This window comes from Aequorivita iocasae (genome assembly GCF_016757735.1).
Taxonomy (GTDB): domain Bacteria; phylum Bacteroidota; class Bacteroidia; order Flavobacteriales; family Flavobacteriaceae; genus Aequorivita; species Aequorivita iocasae.
In genome coordinates, this window is sequence record NZ_CP068439.1 from 1,875,100 (window position 1) to 1,890,165 (window position 15,066).

A 15,066-nucleotide genomic window follows, 5' to 3' on the forward strand; every position below is an offset into this window, starting at 1 on the left:
ATGTATCAAGATTATAAAAACGTAGAATTAGTAAAACCAGGAGGTCTTGAATTGAAAGACCGTTTGGTAGGTGTACAACGTGTAACCAAGGTGACCAAAGGTGGTCGTGCCTTCGGATTTTCAGCTATTGTAGTTGTTGGTGACGAAAAAGGAGTGGTGGGCCACGGTCTTGGAAAATCCAAGGATGTAGCTAGCGCGATAGCAAAAGCTATTGAGGATGCCAAGAAAAACTTGGTTCGCATTCCACTTAACAAAGTGACACTTCCGCACGAACAAAAAGGAAAATACGGCGGAGCCCGCGTTAACCTTCTTCCAGCTGCGCCTGGTACCGGAGTAATTGCCGGTGGTGCCGTACGTGCCGTATTGGAAGCAGTAGGGGTTCACGATGTATTGTCAAAATCACAAGGATCTTCTAACCCACACAACGTGGTAAAGGCAACTTTTGACGCTCTTTTGCAAATGCGAAGTGCGCAAACTGTAGCTGACCAAAGAGGAATTTCACTTGAAAAAGTATTCAAAGGATAAATATCAGAGCGATGGCAAAAATTAAAGTAACAAAGGTAAAGAGCGTTATAAAGCGCCCAAAAAACCAAAAGAGAATCATGGAATCGTTAGGGCTTCACAAGATGAACCAAACGGTTGAGCATGAAGATACGCCAAACATTCTTGGTATGATCAATAAAGTTAATCACTTGGTTTCTGTTGAAACCAAATAAGGAAACACGAAAAAATGGATTTAAGTAACTTACAACCCGCCGCAGGATCGGCGAAAAACAAAGGCAAGCGAGTAGGTCGCGGACAAGGTTCCGGTAAAGGTGGTACTGCCACCCGCGGACACAAAGGAGCAAAATCACGTTCAGGTTATTCCAAGAAAATTGGATTTGAAGGTGGACAGATGCCCCTACAACGTCGTGTTCCTAAGTTTGGTTTTACAAACATCAACCGTAAAGAATATAAGGGAATCAATATAGATACTCTTCAGCAGCTGGTTGACGACAAGAAAATAAATGATGCCGTTGACTTTGAAACCTTAGTTGGTTTGGGTCTTGCCGGAAAGAACGAAATGGTTAAGATTTTAGGAAGAGGAGAGATTAAGGCAAAACTAAAAGTATCTGCGCACAAGTTTACTGCCTCGGCAAAAGAAGCTATTGAAGCTGCCGGAGGTGAAGTAGTAACATTGTAACAACAGCTAAGGATGAAATTTATCGAAACCTTAAAAAATGTTTGGAAAATAGAAGAGTTGCGTAACCGCATCCTACTTACCTTGGGAATGCTCTTAGTGTACCGTTTTGGGGCGCAAGTAGTATTACCGGGTATCGATGCAGATATGCTTGCTCAATTTGCAGGTAAGTTTGATTCAGGCGGTATTGGCGGATTGCTAAACGCATTTACAGGAGGGGCTTTTGCCAATGCTTCTGTTTTTGCTTTAGGTATTATGCCATATATTTCTGCTTCTATTGTTGTACAGTTGATGCAAATTGCTGTGCCATACCTTCAAAAATTACAGAAAGAAGGAGAGAGTGGTCGTAAAAAGATCAATCAGATTACACGCTGGTTAACCATCGGTATCTGTTTGGTTCAGGCACCAAGCTACCTTGCGGGTCTTCCGGCAATGGGAGTTCCTGCTGAAGCTTTCGTAATGGGCCAGAGTGTAATGTTCTACGTTTCCTCGGTAATAATTTTGGTTACTGGAACAATTTTTGCAATGTGGCTGGGTGAAAAGATTACTGATAAAGGTATAGGTAATGGTATCTCCATACTTATTATGGTTGGAATCATTGCTCGTTTGCCTCAATCATTTGCGCAGGAATTTGTTTCAAGAGTTATGGAGTCAAACGGTGGTTTGATTATGATTCTTATTGAATTGGTTATCTGGTTCGTGATTATCCTGCTTTCCATTATGCTGGTAATGGCGGTTCGAAAGATACCTGTTCAATACGCACGAAGAACAGCAAGTGGCAGTTACGAAAAGAATATTTTCGGCGCCCGTCAGTTCATTCCTTTAAAGTTGAATGCATCTGGGGTAATGCCAATCATCTTTGCCCAGGCAATTATGTTTGTGCCTTCTGCGGTAGCTAGTCTTTCTGAAAGTGATTTTTCGCAAAGTATCCAAGCAACGTTCAGTGATATCTTTGGATTTTGGTACAACTTGGTATTCGCAGTATTGATTATTATATTCACATATTTCTATACTGCAATCACTGTTCCGACCAATAAAATGGCAGACGACCTTAAAAGAAGCGGTGGGTTTATTCCGGGTATCAAACCAGGTTCACAAACCGCTGAATATTTAGATCGAATTATGTCTCAAATAACCCTTCCAGGTTCTATCTTTTTGGCCTTGATCGCTATTTTTCCCGCGTTCGTTGTTAAATTGATGGGTATCCAGCAAGGATGGGCATTATTTTACGGTGGTACTTCCCTCTTAATTATGGTGGGTGTAGCTATCGACACAATGCAACAAGTAAACTCGTACTTATTGAACCGTCATTATGATGGCTTGATGAAAAGCGGCAAAAATAGAAAAGCAGTAGCATAAATTATGGCAAAACAAAGCGCAATAGAACAAGATGGAAGTATAGTGGAAGCACTATCAAACGCAATGTTCCGTGTGGAACTGGAAAACGGTCACATTGTAACCGCACACATTTCTGGTAAAATGCGAATGCACTATATAAAACTTTTGCCAGGCGATAAGGTGAAACTTGAAATGAGCCCATACGACTTAACTAAAGCAAGAATAACATACAGATATTAATACAATGGACCTCACGGTTCATTGAACACTAAATAAAAAAGAGAGATGAAATCGCAGATTCCATCTCACCGATAAAAATCAAATAACAAGGAGAGATGAAAGTAAGAGCATCCGTAAAGAAAAGAAGTGCCGACTGCAAGATTGTTCGCAGAAAGGGCAGATTATATGTAATTAACAAAAAGAACCCAAAGTTCAAACAAAGACAAGGATAAGTTATGGCAAGAATCGCAGGTGTAGATATCCCGAAGCACAAAAGGGGTGTAATCGCGTTAACGTATATCTTCGGAATCGGTAAGAGCCGTGCCCAAGATATTCTGAACAAAGCCGGAGTTGACGAAGACAAAAAAGTAAGTGAATGGAACGATGATGAAATCGGAGCTATTCGTGACGCTGTAGGGTCTTTCAAAATCGAAGGTGAATTACGTAGTGAAGTTCAATTAAGCATCAAACGCTTAATGGATATTGGTTGTTACAGAGGTATTCGTCACAGATCGGGTCTTCCACTAAGAGGACAACGTACTAAGAATAACTCTCGTACCAGAAAAGGAAAACGTAAAACTGTTGCTAACAAGAAAAAAGCAACTAAATAAAACCTAACGTTATGGCAAAGACAAGTCAAAAAACTACAAAAACAGTTAAAAAACGCAAGGTTAATGTTGAATCTGTTGGTGAAGCACACATTACTGCTTCCTTTAACAACATTATCGTCTCGTTAACAAATAAGAACGGAGATGTTATCTCTTGGTCCTCAGCCGGTAAAATGGGCTTCCGTGGATCTAAGAAAAACACTCCTTATGCGGCTCAATTGGCATCAGAAGATTGTGCAAAAGTTGCACATGATGCTGGTTTGCGTAAAGTAAAAGTTTACGTAAAAGGGCCAGGAAACGGTAGAGAGTCTGCAATACGTTCCATCCACAACGCAGGAATTGAAGTAACCGAAATTATCGACGTTACCCCAATGCCGCACAACGGATGCCGTCCTCCAAAAAGAAGAAGAGTTTAATTAATTATAAATATCAATCTGAAGGAATCAAGAACTAAAGGATTAACGTAAGACCTTAATTTAGTTTTCCTTCATAACCTTAAACAAGAAATGGCAAGATATACTGGTCCAAAAACTAAAATCGCCCGTAAGTTCGGGGAAGCTATCTTCGGAGACGATAAGTCTTTCGAAAAAAGAAACTACCCTCCTGGGCAACACGGTAATGCACGTCGTCGTGGTAAAAAATCTGAATATGCAATCCAGTTGATGGAGAAGCAAAAAGCGAAATATACCTACGGTATCTTGGAGCGTCAGTTCAGAAATATGTTCAAAAAAGCAACTGCTGCACCTGGAATTACAGGTCAGGTTTTGCTTCAATTGTGTGAGTCACGTCTAGATAACGTGGTTTACAGAATGGGGATTTCCCCAAGTCGTGCGGGTGCTAGACAATTGGTATCGCACCGCCACATCACCGTTAACGGTGAAAAAGTAAACATTCCATCATACCAATTAAAACCTGGCGATGTAGTAGCAGTTAGAGAAAAATCAAAATCTCTTAGTGCAATCAACGATTCGTTGGCAAATGCAAGTCATGTTTACGAATGGATTACTTGGAATAACGATAAGAAGGAAGGAACTTTTGTTTCCGTTCCTGAGCGTATCCAAATCCCAGAAAACATCAACGAGCAGTTTATCGTCGAATTATATTCTAAATAATAAATAATCATATTGGTATTTGGCCAAAGGGTTTATAGTATTCTTCAAACTTTTAAACCGCGCAACCAAATAACAATTAAAACGAAGAAAAAAAATGGCAGTATTTAGTTTTCAGAAGCCTGATAAAGTTATAATGGTAAATTCTACCGATTTCGAAGGGAAATTTGAATTTCGTCCTTTGGAACCGGGTTACGGACTTACCGTTGGTAACGCATTAAGACGCGTATTACTTTCCTCATTGGAAGGATTCGCCATTACTTCGGTTCGTATCGAAGGCGTGGATCACGAATTTTCAACCATTGCAGGAGTCGTTGAAGATGTTACCGAAATTATTTTGAACCTTAAACAAGTTCGTTTCAAAAGACAGATTGACGAAATAGATAACGAAACCGTTACTATTTCAGTATCTGGAAACGAGCAGTTGAAAGCGGGTGATTTCCAAAAATTCATTTCAGGATTCCAAGTATTGAACCCAGAATTGGTTCTTTGCAATATGGACAAAAAAGTGAATCTTAATTTCGAAATCACTATCGAAAAAGGTCGCGGCTATGTTCCTGCTGAAGAGAACAAAAAAGCAAACGCTCCTTTGGGAACCATCTTTACGGATTCTATCTACACTCCAATAAAAAACGTGAAGTACAGCATTGAAAACTTCCGTGTAGAGCAAAAGACTGATTACGAAAAATTGGTTTTTGAAATCGTTACAGACGGATCAATCCACCCAAAAGATGCTTTGACCGAAGCTGCAAAAACCCTGATCCATCACTTTATGCTGTTCAGCGATGAGCGCATTACCTTGGAGGCAGATGAAATTGCACAAACTGAAACTTATGATGAAGAATCTCTTCACATGCGCCAGTTGCTTAAAACAAAATTAGTAGATATGGATCTTTCGGTTCGTGCGCTAAACTGTTTGAAAGCTGCTGAAGTTGATACCTTGGGCGACCTAGTATCTTATAACAAAAATGACTTGATGAAGTTCCGTAACTTCGGTAAAAAATCGCTTACTGAGCTTGAAGAGCTTGTAAACGTAAAAGGACTAAATTTCGGGATGGATCTTGCAAAATATAAATTAGATAAAGACTAGTTGATTAACGATTTCAGATTTATGATTTCAGATTGCTGAAGTTTTAAATCTGAAATCAACAATCAGCAATCGACAATCGTTAATCATTAACCCATCATAATTTGCTCTCCGAAGAACGGATCTTGTAGCAAGATGATGATAACAAAAACGTCATGAGACACGGAAAAAAAATAAATCACTTAGGTAGAAAAACTGCCCACAGACATTCAATGTTGGCCAATATGGCTTGCTCACTTGTAGAGCACAAACGTATCAACACTACTGTTGCAAAAGCAAAAGCGTTGAAGCAGTTTGTTGAGCCATTGGTAACAAAGTCTAAGGAAGACACCACGCACAACCGTCGTTTGGTTTTTGCAAAATTGCGTCAAAAAGAAGCAGTTGCAGAACTTTTCAGAACTGTTGCGCCAAAAGTTGGTGACCGTCCGGGAGGTTACACCCGAATTATTAAATTGGGTAACCGTCTAGGTGATAACGCTGATATGGCAATGATAGAGCTTGTGGATTTCAACGAAATTTATAATGCTGGCAAAGCTACTAAGAAGAAATCTACACGTAGAAGTCGCCGTGGAAGCGGTTCTTCAGCTGCTGCTCCTGCTGCAAAAGCCGCTCCAGCAAAAGCCGAGAAAGAAGCTAAAAAAGAAGAGGAGTAAATGAATTCCAATTCGATAAATAACAAAGGGATAAGCGTTTTCGTTTATCCCTTTTTTTTATACTATTTTTGCAAAGATTTTGCGAAATGGGAAAATATTAAAACAATAGAATCCACAAAAACAATAGCATGAAATACCAAACACGAAAAAAAGCACTCATTTTATTGGCCGACGGAACTATTTTCTACGGAAAAGCAGTTGGCGGCAAAGAAGGCTCCGCCTTTGGTGAAGTTTGTTTTAATACCGGAATGACCGGTTACCAAGAAATTTTTACGGATCCTTCTTACTATGGGCAAATTATGGTTGCCACCAATGCCCACATCGGGAATTACGGCACCAACAAAGAGGAAGTGGAATCTGAAGGAATAAAAATAGCAGGTTTGGTGGTTCGCAATTTCAGTTACCATTATTCCCGTTCCGCGGCAGATGATTCCTTGGAAGAATTTTTAAACAGAAATAATTTGCTGGCCATAAGTGATGTGGACACCCGCGCTTTGGTAAGCTACATTCGCGACAATGGCGCAATGAACGCCGTGATTTCAACAGAAGTTGATAATATTGAAGGTCTCAAAAAGCAGTTAGCAGCCGTACCCGATATGAACGGACTGGAACTCGCTTCAAAAGTTTCTACAAAAGGGCCTTATTTCTTCGGAGATGAAAACGCTAAATACAAAGTGTCTGCTTTGGACCTCGGAATAAAGAAAAATATTCTTCGTAATCTAGCCGAAAGAGATTGTTATGTGAAAGTGTTTCCCTACAGTGCTTCTTTTTCAGAAATGGAAGCTTTCAACCCCGATGGTTACTTTATTTCCAATGGGCCAGGTGATCCGGAGCCACTACACAGCGCCATAGAAGTTGTAAAGACAATTTTGGATAAGAAATTACCCATGTTCGGTATTTGTTTGGGGCATCAGGTTTTAGCCTTGGCCAATGGTATTTCAACCTATAAAATGCACCATGGCCATCGCGGAATCAACCATCCAGTGATGAATCACGTTACTGGAAAGGGTGAGATTACTTCTCAAAACCATGGTTTCGCAATCAATAGGGAAGAAGCTGAGGCAAACCCAAATATTGAAATTACACACGAACATTTGAACGACCATACGGCGGCGGGAATACGTTTAAAAAATAAACCTGCTTTTTCAGTGCAGTACCATCCCGAAGCAAGTCCGGGACCGCACGATGCTTCGTATCTTTTTGATCAATTCATCGAGAGCATTGAAACGCATAAATTTGAAACAGCATAAAATTTTCCAGACCCCAAAGGTTTTAAAACTTTTGGGGTCTTTTAAAAAAATATTAAACAATAACTATTAATTTTTACCAATGAGCATCATCATCGACATCAACGCAAGACAAATTTTCGACTCTAGAGGAAACCCAACTATTGAGGTTGACGTAATTACCGAAAACGGTTTTATGGGCCGGGCAGCAGTTCCATCCGGAGCTTCCACTGGTGAGCACGAAGCTGTAGAGCTTCGCGATGGCGGAAAAGATTATATGGGAAAAGGTGTGTTGAAAGCTGTGGAAAACATTACAGGAAAAATTGCCGGGACGCTTTTGGGAATTTCTGTTTTTGAACAGGAGTTGATTGATAAAACAATGATTGATTTAGACGGCACCAAAAATAAATCGAAATTGGGCGCCAATGCAATTTTAGGCGTTTCGCTGGCTTGCGCAAAAGCAGCCGCAGCTGAGCTGGGCATGCCGCTTTATCGCTACGTGGGTGGAGTGAGTGCTAAAACACTCCCTGTGCCTATGATGAATATTATTAATGGCGGTTCGCACAGTGATGCACCTATCGCTTTTCAGGAATTTATGGTAATGCCCGTGAAGGCAAAAAGTTTCACGCACGCGATGCAAATGGGTTCCGAAATTTTTCATAACCTTAAAAAGGTATTGCACGACCGTGGATTGAGCACGGCAGTTGGCGACGAAGGCGGATTTGCCCCAACTTTAGATGGAACGGAGGATGCTTTGGATACCATTGCAAAAGCAACCAAAAAAGCAGGTTACAAATTGGGCGATGATGTAATGATTGCTTTGGATTGCGCTTCTGCTGAATTTTATATTAAGAAAAAATACGATTACACAAAATTTGAAGGGGAAAAAGGAAAAGTGCGTACATCAAAAGAGCAGGCAGATTATTTAGCTGAATTATGCGAAAAATATCCCATCATTTCTATTGAAGACGGTATGGACGAAAACGACTGGGAAGGCTGGAAATATTTGACAGAGAAAATTGGCGATAAAGTTCAATTGGTTGGAGATGATTTATTTGTGACAAACGTGGAAAGACTTTCAAAAGGTATTTCAGAAAAAATAGCCAATTCAATTTTGATAAAAGTGAATCAAATTGGCACGTTGACCGAAACCATAGCAGCTGTAAATATGGCCCACAATGCAGGCTATACATCTGTTATGAGCCACCGAAGCGGCGAAACTGAAGATAATACTATTGCTGATTTGGCGGTGGCTTTAAATTGCGGCCAAATAAAAACTGGTTCCGCTTCACGAAGTGATAGAATGGCAAAGTACAATCAGTTGCTAAGAATAGAGGAGCAATTGGGTGAAGTGGCTTATTTTCCCCAGCAAAATGCCTTCAAAATATAACTTTTAATAGTTTGTTTGAAAACCTCGCTAATGGCGGGGTTTTTTAATTTTCAAAAATCCACTAAGCATCGATGATTTAAGGATTTTTTAACCTAAGATTACTTCGAAATGTTAAAAAAATAGCTTTAGATTTTGTAATTTAGCATTTCTGAATAAATAAAAAACACACAATATTTTATGGCAAAGATGGCGACCCTCGAAATAGATGGAAAAAAATACGAGTTCCCCATTGTGGAAGGGACTGAAAATGAATTAGGAATAGATATAAAAAGTCTTCGTAGCGATACCAATGGGGTTGTTACTTTAGACCCTGGGTATAAGAATACAGGCTCTTGTGAGAGTGCCATAACCTTTCTGGATGGTGAAAAGGGAATTCTCCGCTATAGGGGATATTCCATTGAGGAACTTGCTGAAAAAGCTCGCTTTTTGGAAGTTTGCTATCTTCTTATTTTTGGGGAGTTGCCCACAGAGGAACAACTTGAAAAATTCCATAATGATATAAAAGCACAATCGCACGTTGATGAAGATGTTAAAAAAATATTGGATGGCTTTCCAAAATCTGCCCATCCTATGGGCGTGCTTTCATCATTAACTTCTGCTTTGGTTGCATTCAATCCATCATCGGTAAATGTAGATAGTGAGGAAGATATGTATAAAGCCATAGTGAAAATCTTGGCAAAATTCCCCGTACTAACTGCGTGGACTTACAGAAAACGGTTGGGTTTACCGCTTGATTATGGGGATGACTCGTTACGCTATGTGGATAATTTTGTAAAAATGATGTTCAAAAAGCCAAGTGGGGAATACACATCAAAGCCTACTGTGGTTGATGCATTAAACAAACTATTGATTCTACATGCAGACCACGAACAGAATTGTTCTACCTCAACGGTACGTATTGTAGGTTCATCGCACGCAGGTCTTTTTGTTTCTATTTCTGCAGGTATCGCGGCACTGTGGGGGCCACTTCACGGAGGTGCTAACCAAGCAGTTATTGAAATGCTGGAAGCTATTAAGGAAGATGGTGGCGATACCAAGAAATTTATGGCAAAAGCAAAAGATAAGGAGGATCCGTTTCGTCTTATGGGCTTTGGCCACAGAGTGTATAAAAACTTTGACCCCCGTGCAAAAATCATCAAAAAAGCTGCCGATGATGTTCTAGAAGATTTAGGAATTGAAGATCCCGTTCTGGACATTGCAAAGGCTCTTGAAAAAGAAGCGCTGGAAGATCCATATTTTGTGGAAAGAAAATTATATCCTAACGTAGATTTCTATTCGGGTATCATTTACCGTGCCTTGGGTATTCCGGTAGAGATGTTCACTCCTATGTTTGCCCTTGGGCGTCTTCCGGGCTGGATAGCGCAGTGGAGAGAGATGAGGCTACAAAAAGAGCCGATTGGCCGTCCAAGACAAATTTATGTGGGTGCTAACCTTCGTTCCTTTGTACCTATCGAAAAAAGATAAATACTTATTTTTAATACTTTTAAAAGCACTTCCGAATCGGGGTGCTTTTTCTATATTTGCGATATGATCAATTTAAACATTAACGACGAAACTTCAAGACTACGTGTTGTGGTGCTGGGTCGCGCCGACAGCAATGGACCCGTTCCCAAGTTGGAAAATGCCTACGATCCCAAATCGGCAGAGCATATTAAGGCTGGTACTTATCCTAAGGATGAAGATATGGTAAAGGAAATGGAGGCCGTGGCCGAAGTTTTTAAAAAGTATGATGTAAAAGTGTACAGGCCACAATCCATTAAGGATTATAACCAAATTTTCTCGCGTGATATAGCCTTTGTAATTGAAGACAAATTTATCATCGCAAATATTTTGGAAGATCGTTCCATGGAAATTGAAGCCATAGAGCACGTAATCAATCAGATTGACCCTTCAAAAATTATTGAATTTCCAGAAAATGCCCATATAGAAGGAGGTGATGTTATGCCTTGGGGCGATTATATTTTTGTAGGCGCCTATTATGGTGAGGACTATCCAAATTTTATAACTGCACGTACCAATCTGAACGCTGTAAAACACCTACAAAAATTGTTTCCACATAAGAAGGTAAAATCTTTCAACCTCAAAAAAAGCAATACTGTCGCAGATGAAAATGCATTGCATTTAGATTGCTGTTTTCAGCCGTTAGGTAAGGGCAAGGCCATTATACACAAGGAAGGGTTTTTGATTGAAGAGGAGTATAATTGGCTTATAGATTTCTTCGGAAAGGAAAACTGCTTCCACATTACAAAACGCGAAATGTACGATATGAACAGCAATGTATTCTCAATTTCGCCTGATGTGGTCATTTCAGAGAAAAACTTCACGAGATTGAATAACTGGCTGCGTGAGCAAGGTTTTACGGTAGAAGAAGTTCCTTACGCTGAAATATCAAAACAGGAAGGTTTGTTGCGTTGCACTACCATGCCATTAGTGCGTGATTAACTCAAAACCTAATTATTAAGGATTTGCATTTTTGGATTGTAATAGTGTACAATTTGTAAGGGTTTGTAACTAATTGTTATTCGCGTTAAATAACGCTTCAAGGGCTTATTTAACAAAAAAACCTTACGCTCTTTCACAAAAAATTAGTAAACTTGGCGTAACAAAATTTTAACACTTTGAAAAGATTCAATTCCCTTCCCTTTTTATTGCTGTTTCTAACAGCTTTTTCCACCCTTATAGCCCAACAAAAAAACATAAGCCTTGAAGAAATTTGGGGTGGAGCTTTTAAAACCCAAGGTCTAGACGCATTAAATTCCATGAACAACGGAAAAGAATATGCGGTGCTCAATTATGACCGACAGAACAAAGCTTCTACCGTTGATGTTTATGACTACAAAAGTGGCCAGAAAGTACGAACCCTATTGAATAGTGCAGATTTAAAAGGCATCAATTACGTAATTTCTTATGAGTTCAGCAAGGACGAGTCAAAGATTCTATTTACTACAGAGCTGCAGCAAATATATCGTCGTTCCTCCTTGGGAACTTATTACGTGTACGATATTGCTTCAAAACAGTTCAGTTTGGTTTCCACACATAAAATTCAAGAGCCTACCTTTAGCAATGATGGTAGTAAGGTAGCTTACGGATATCAAAACAATCTGTATATAAAGGATTTGAAATCTGGAGAAACTAAACAGATTACCACAGACGGTAAAAAGAACAGTATTATAAATGGGATTACCGATTGGGTTTATGAGGAAGAATTCGCGTTTGTGCGGGCATTTGAATGGAGCAAGGACGGCGATAGGCTAGCTTACATTAAATTTGATGAAACCGAGGTGCCACAGTTCAATATGGATCTTTACGGCAACGAACTCTACCCTTCTGCAGACACCTTCAAATATCCAAAAGCTGGAGAGGCAAACTCCAAGGTTTCATTGCATTTATATGATCTTGGTAGTGAAAAAACTTCTGAAATAAACCTTTCAAAATACAATAGCTATTATATTCCACGGTTACTTTGGACGCAAGACAACAACCTTTTGAGTGTGCAGCTTACCAATCGTCATCAAAATGAAATAGATTTGGTTTTTGTGGATGCTTCAAACAATACGTCAAAATTAATTTTAGCAGAAAAAGATGACGCATACGTTGACGTTACCGACAACCTTACCTTTTTAAACAACAACAGTTTTTTCTGGACCAGTGAACGGGATGGTTGGAACCACATTTACCAATACGATAAAAATGGAAAGCTGCTAAATCAGGTAACTCAAGGGCCTTGGGAAGTGACGGCTTATTACGGTTTTGATCAAAATACGGGCCGTGTTTACTATCAAAGTACCGAGAACGGAAGCATCAATCGTGATGTGTACTCCATACTTCCTTCCGGTAAAAATAAAGTACGCTTAACACAACAAACAGGAACCAACGATGCCGACTTCAGTGCAGATTATACCTATTTTATAAATACATTTTCAGACGCAACAACACCTTTTGTTTTCACGCTTCGGGAAGCTAAAACTGGCAAACTGCTTCGTGAAATAAAAAATAATAATGATTTAAAAAATCGTCTGGCTTCTTATAAAATTTCACCTAAACAGTATTCAACTATAAACATTAATGGTGAAGATCTAAATATGTATATGATAAAACCATTGGATTTTGATGAAAGCAAACAATACCCATTGTTTTTGTATCAATATTCAGGTCCCGGCTCACAGAATGTTTCCAATAGTTGGATGTCCTCTAACGATTATTGGCATGAAATGCTTGCCAATGAATATGGAATTATCATAGCCTGCGTGGACGGTCGCGGAACTGGCTTTAAAGGAAGAGATTTCAAAAAAATGACCCAAAAGGAATTGGGCAAATATGAAGTTGAAGACCAAACGGCTGTTGCCAAAAAATTGAGCGAGCTGCCCTATATTGATGCTTCGCGAACAGGTATTTGGGGCTGGAGTTACGGTGGATTTATGTCTTCAAATTGTCTTTTCCAGGCACCCGATACGTTTGAAATGGCCGTCGCCGTGGCGCCAGTGACCAGTTGGAGATTTTATGACAGTATCTATACAGAGCGCTATATGCAAACCCCGCAGGAAAATGCTTCTGGCTATGATAATAACTCCCCCCTTTCACACGTAGATAAGCTGAAAGGAAAGTTTTTATTAGTACACGGAAGTGCCGATGATAACGTACACGTACAAAATACAATGCGTTTAATAGAAGCTTTGGTGCAAGCCAATAAGCAGTTTGACTGGAGAATCTATCCAGATAAAAACCATGGAATTTATGGTGGAAATACCCGCTTGCATCTTTATACTTTAATGACCAATTATATCAAAAACAATTTATAAAAATCAACACTAACTAATAATTAATCTTATGTCAGAAGCACTTCAATATCAAAAGCAAAAAGAACTATTTGGACACCCAGTAGGTCTTTATATTTTGTTCTTTACCGAAATGTGGGAACGTTTCTCCTATTATGGAATGCGGGCCATTTTGGTACTTTATTTGGTTGCAGAAGCTACCAGTGATAATCCAGGATTAGGGTGGACAAATGCCGAAGCGCTTTCATTATACGGAACTTACACCATGCTTGTTTACGTTGCTTCCATTCCAGGAGGATGGATTGCCGATAAATTTATGGGCCAGAAGCAATCCGTACTTGTAGGTGGTATTCTTTTGGTGGCAGGGCATGGTATTCTTTCAATAGAAGAAATGTGGGCCTTTTACACCGGACTTGGATTGATTATAGCGGGTGTAGGTATGCTAAAGCCAAATATTTCAACTATGGTTGGTGGTCTGTATAAAACTGGAGACATTAGAAGAGATAAGGGCTTTACAATCTTTTATATTGGTATTAATATAGGTGCTTTCTTATCCAGTTTAATTGTAGGATATGTTGGGGAAGTTTATGGATGGCACTACGGTTTTGGTCTAGCGGCGATAGGTATGGCTTTAGGACTTATTCAATATTTGGTAGGGCAGAAGCATTTGAAGTACGTAGGTAACAACACCAACAAATCTATCGATCCCGAAGAAAAAGCAGCTATGAAGAGACCGCTTTCTAAAGTTGAAAAAGATAGAATGATAGTTCTTTTCATTTCTTTTATATTGGTTATAGTATTTTGGGGAGCTTTTGAACAAGCGGGAGGTTTGATGAATATTTACGCATCTGAAAAAACTGATCGTATGTTAATGGGTTGGGAAGTGCCAGCATCTTGGTTTCAGTCCCTTAACGCCATGTTTATAATTATTTTGGGAACTTCCGTAGCTGCCTATTGGGCGCATAGAAAATTGAAAGGAAAAGTTTCCACCTCACTTTTTAAAATGTGTATTGGTTTGATAATAATGGGGACGGGTTTTTTCTTCATGACCGCTGCAGCCGCACAGTTTAACAGTGATGGCGCATCAGCTATGTACTGGTTAGTATTGGCTTATCTGTTCCATACCGTGGGAGAATTATGTCTATCGCCAGTTGCGCTTTCTTATATTACAAAATTAGCTCCTTTGAAATATGCTTCCTTGATGATGGGAGTATATTTTGCGATGACTGGTTTTGGAAATAAGGTTGCTGGACTTTTGGGAGAATCTGCTTCTGATTTAGGTGAATACACTGTGTTTACGGGAATTGCGGTATTCTGTGTTGCCTTTGGATTATTAGTTTTATTGATAAGAAAGAAACTTGAAAAACTTACGCACGGCGCTGAGGATAATGAGCGTGAACTTCACGACAACGAGCCTTTTGAACTTGCAGATCCAGAAATCAACAAGACAAACTAATTTTTCAGCAACATAACCAAAACAT

17 protein-coding genes are annotated in these 15,066 nt (G+C 39.5%); all 17 read left to right on the top strand.

From position 1 onward, the window contains the following. The 17 genes from rpsE to JK629_RS08785 all read left to right on the top strand — a co-directional run bounded on the left by rpsE (position 1) and on the right by JK629_RS08785 (position 15,041). Positions 1-525, top strand: a complete 525-nt coding sequence (gene rpsE, locus JK629_RS08705; protein WP_045079253.1) for a 30S ribosomal protein S5 — start codon at positions 1-3, stop codon at positions 523-525. Positions 526-536: 11 nt separating this feature from the next. Then, positions 537-716, top strand: a complete 180-nt coding sequence (gene rpmD, locus JK629_RS08710) for a 50S ribosomal protein L30 (RefSeq protein WP_045079254.1) — start codon at positions 537-539, stop codon at positions 714-716. Positions 717-730: 14 nt separating this feature from the next. Further along, the gene (gene rplO, locus JK629_RS08715) at positions 731-1,183 is read left to right on the top strand and encodes a 50S ribosomal protein L15 (protein ID WP_202335257.1); all 453 of its coding nucleotides are present in this window, start codon (positions 731-733) and stop codon (positions 1,181-1,183) included. Positions 1,184-1,195: 12 nt separating this feature from the next. Next, positions 1,196-2,539, top strand: a complete 1,344-nt coding sequence (gene secY / locus JK629_RS08720; RefSeq protein ID WP_202335258.1) for a preprotein translocase subunit SecY — start codon at positions 1,196-1,198, stop codon at positions 2,537-2,539. 3 nt (positions 2,540-2,542) lie between these two features. Then, positions 2,543-2,758 (top strand): translation initiation factor IF-1, encoded by a 216-nt coding sequence (gene infA / locus JK629_RS08725; RefSeq protein ID WP_026452613.1) that lies wholly within the window; start codon positions 2,543-2,545, stop codon positions 2,756-2,758. 95 nt (positions 2,759-2,853) lie between these two features. Then, positions 2,854-2,970: a type B 50S ribosomal protein L36 gene (gene ykgO / locus JK629_RS08730; RefSeq protein WP_009779203.1), complete on the top strand. Its 117-nt coding sequence runs from the start codon at positions 2,854-2,856 to the stop codon at positions 2,968-2,970. A 3-nt stretch (positions 2,971-2,973) separates the two neighbouring features. After that, positions 2,974-3,348: a 30S ribosomal protein S13 gene (rpsM, locus tag JK629_RS08735; protein WP_026452614.1), complete on the top strand. Its 375-nt coding sequence runs from the start codon at positions 2,974-2,976 to the stop codon at positions 3,346-3,348. Between the two features lie 11 nt (positions 3,349-3,359). Beyond that, entirely contained in the window at positions 3,360-3,761 is a 402-nt protein-coding gene (gene rpsK / locus JK629_RS08740; RefSeq protein WP_202335259.1) for a 30S ribosomal protein S11, read from the top strand. Between the two features lie 90 nt (positions 3,762-3,851). Next, positions 3,852-4,457 (top strand): 30S ribosomal protein S4, encoded by a 606-nt coding sequence (gene rpsD, locus JK629_RS08745; protein ID WP_202335260.1) that lies wholly within the window; start codon positions 3,852-3,854, stop codon positions 4,455-4,457. A gap of 94 nt (positions 4,458-4,551) precedes the next feature. Continuing rightward, positions 4,552-5,544, top strand: a complete 993-nt coding sequence (locus JK629_RS08750) for a DNA-directed RNA polymerase subunit alpha (RefSeq protein ID WP_202335261.1) — start codon at positions 4,552-4,554, stop codon at positions 5,542-5,544. A 152-nt stretch (positions 5,545-5,696) separates the two neighbouring features. After that, a complete protein-coding gene (gene rplQ / locus JK629_RS08755; protein ID WP_202335262.1) occupies positions 5,697-6,194 on the top strand; it encodes a 50S ribosomal protein L17 in 498 nt (165 codons plus the stop codon). Positions 6,195-6,322: 128 nt separating this feature from the next. Then, positions 6,323-7,444, top strand: a complete 1,122-nt coding sequence (gene carA, locus JK629_RS08760; RefSeq protein ID WP_202335263.1) for a glutamine-hydrolyzing carbamoyl-phosphate synthase small subunit — start codon at positions 6,323-6,325, stop codon at positions 7,442-7,444. Between the two features lie 79 nt (positions 7,445-7,523). Beyond that, a complete protein-coding gene (gene eno, locus JK629_RS08765) occupies positions 7,524-8,810 on the top strand; it encodes a phosphopyruvate hydratase (RefSeq protein ID WP_202335264.1) in 1,287 nt (428 codons plus the stop codon). Between the two features lie 177 nt (positions 8,811-8,987). Continuing rightward, complete coding sequence (locus JK629_RS08770; protein ID WP_202335265.1) at positions 8,988-10,274, top strand: citrate synthase; 1,287 nt, start codon at positions 8,988-8,990, stop codon at positions 10,272-10,274. 63 nt (positions 10,275-10,337) lie between these two features. Then, positions 10,338-11,252, top strand: a complete 915-nt coding sequence (locus JK629_RS08775) for a dimethylarginine dimethylaminohydrolase family protein (protein ID WP_202335266.1) — start codon at positions 10,338-10,340, stop codon at positions 11,250-11,252. A 176-nt stretch (positions 11,253-11,428) separates the two neighbouring features. Next, positions 11,429-13,609, top strand: coding sequence for a S9 family peptidase (locus tag JK629_RS08780; RefSeq protein WP_202335267.1), 2,181 nt, complete (start codon positions 11,429-11,431; stop codon positions 13,607-13,609). A gap of 28 nt (positions 13,610-13,637) precedes the next feature. Next, complete coding sequence (locus tag JK629_RS08785) at positions 13,638-15,041, top strand: peptide MFS transporter (RefSeq protein ID WP_202335268.1); 1,404 nt, start codon at positions 13,638-13,640, stop codon at positions 15,039-15,041. The last annotated feature ends 25 nt before the right edge of the window (positions 15,042-15,066 follow it).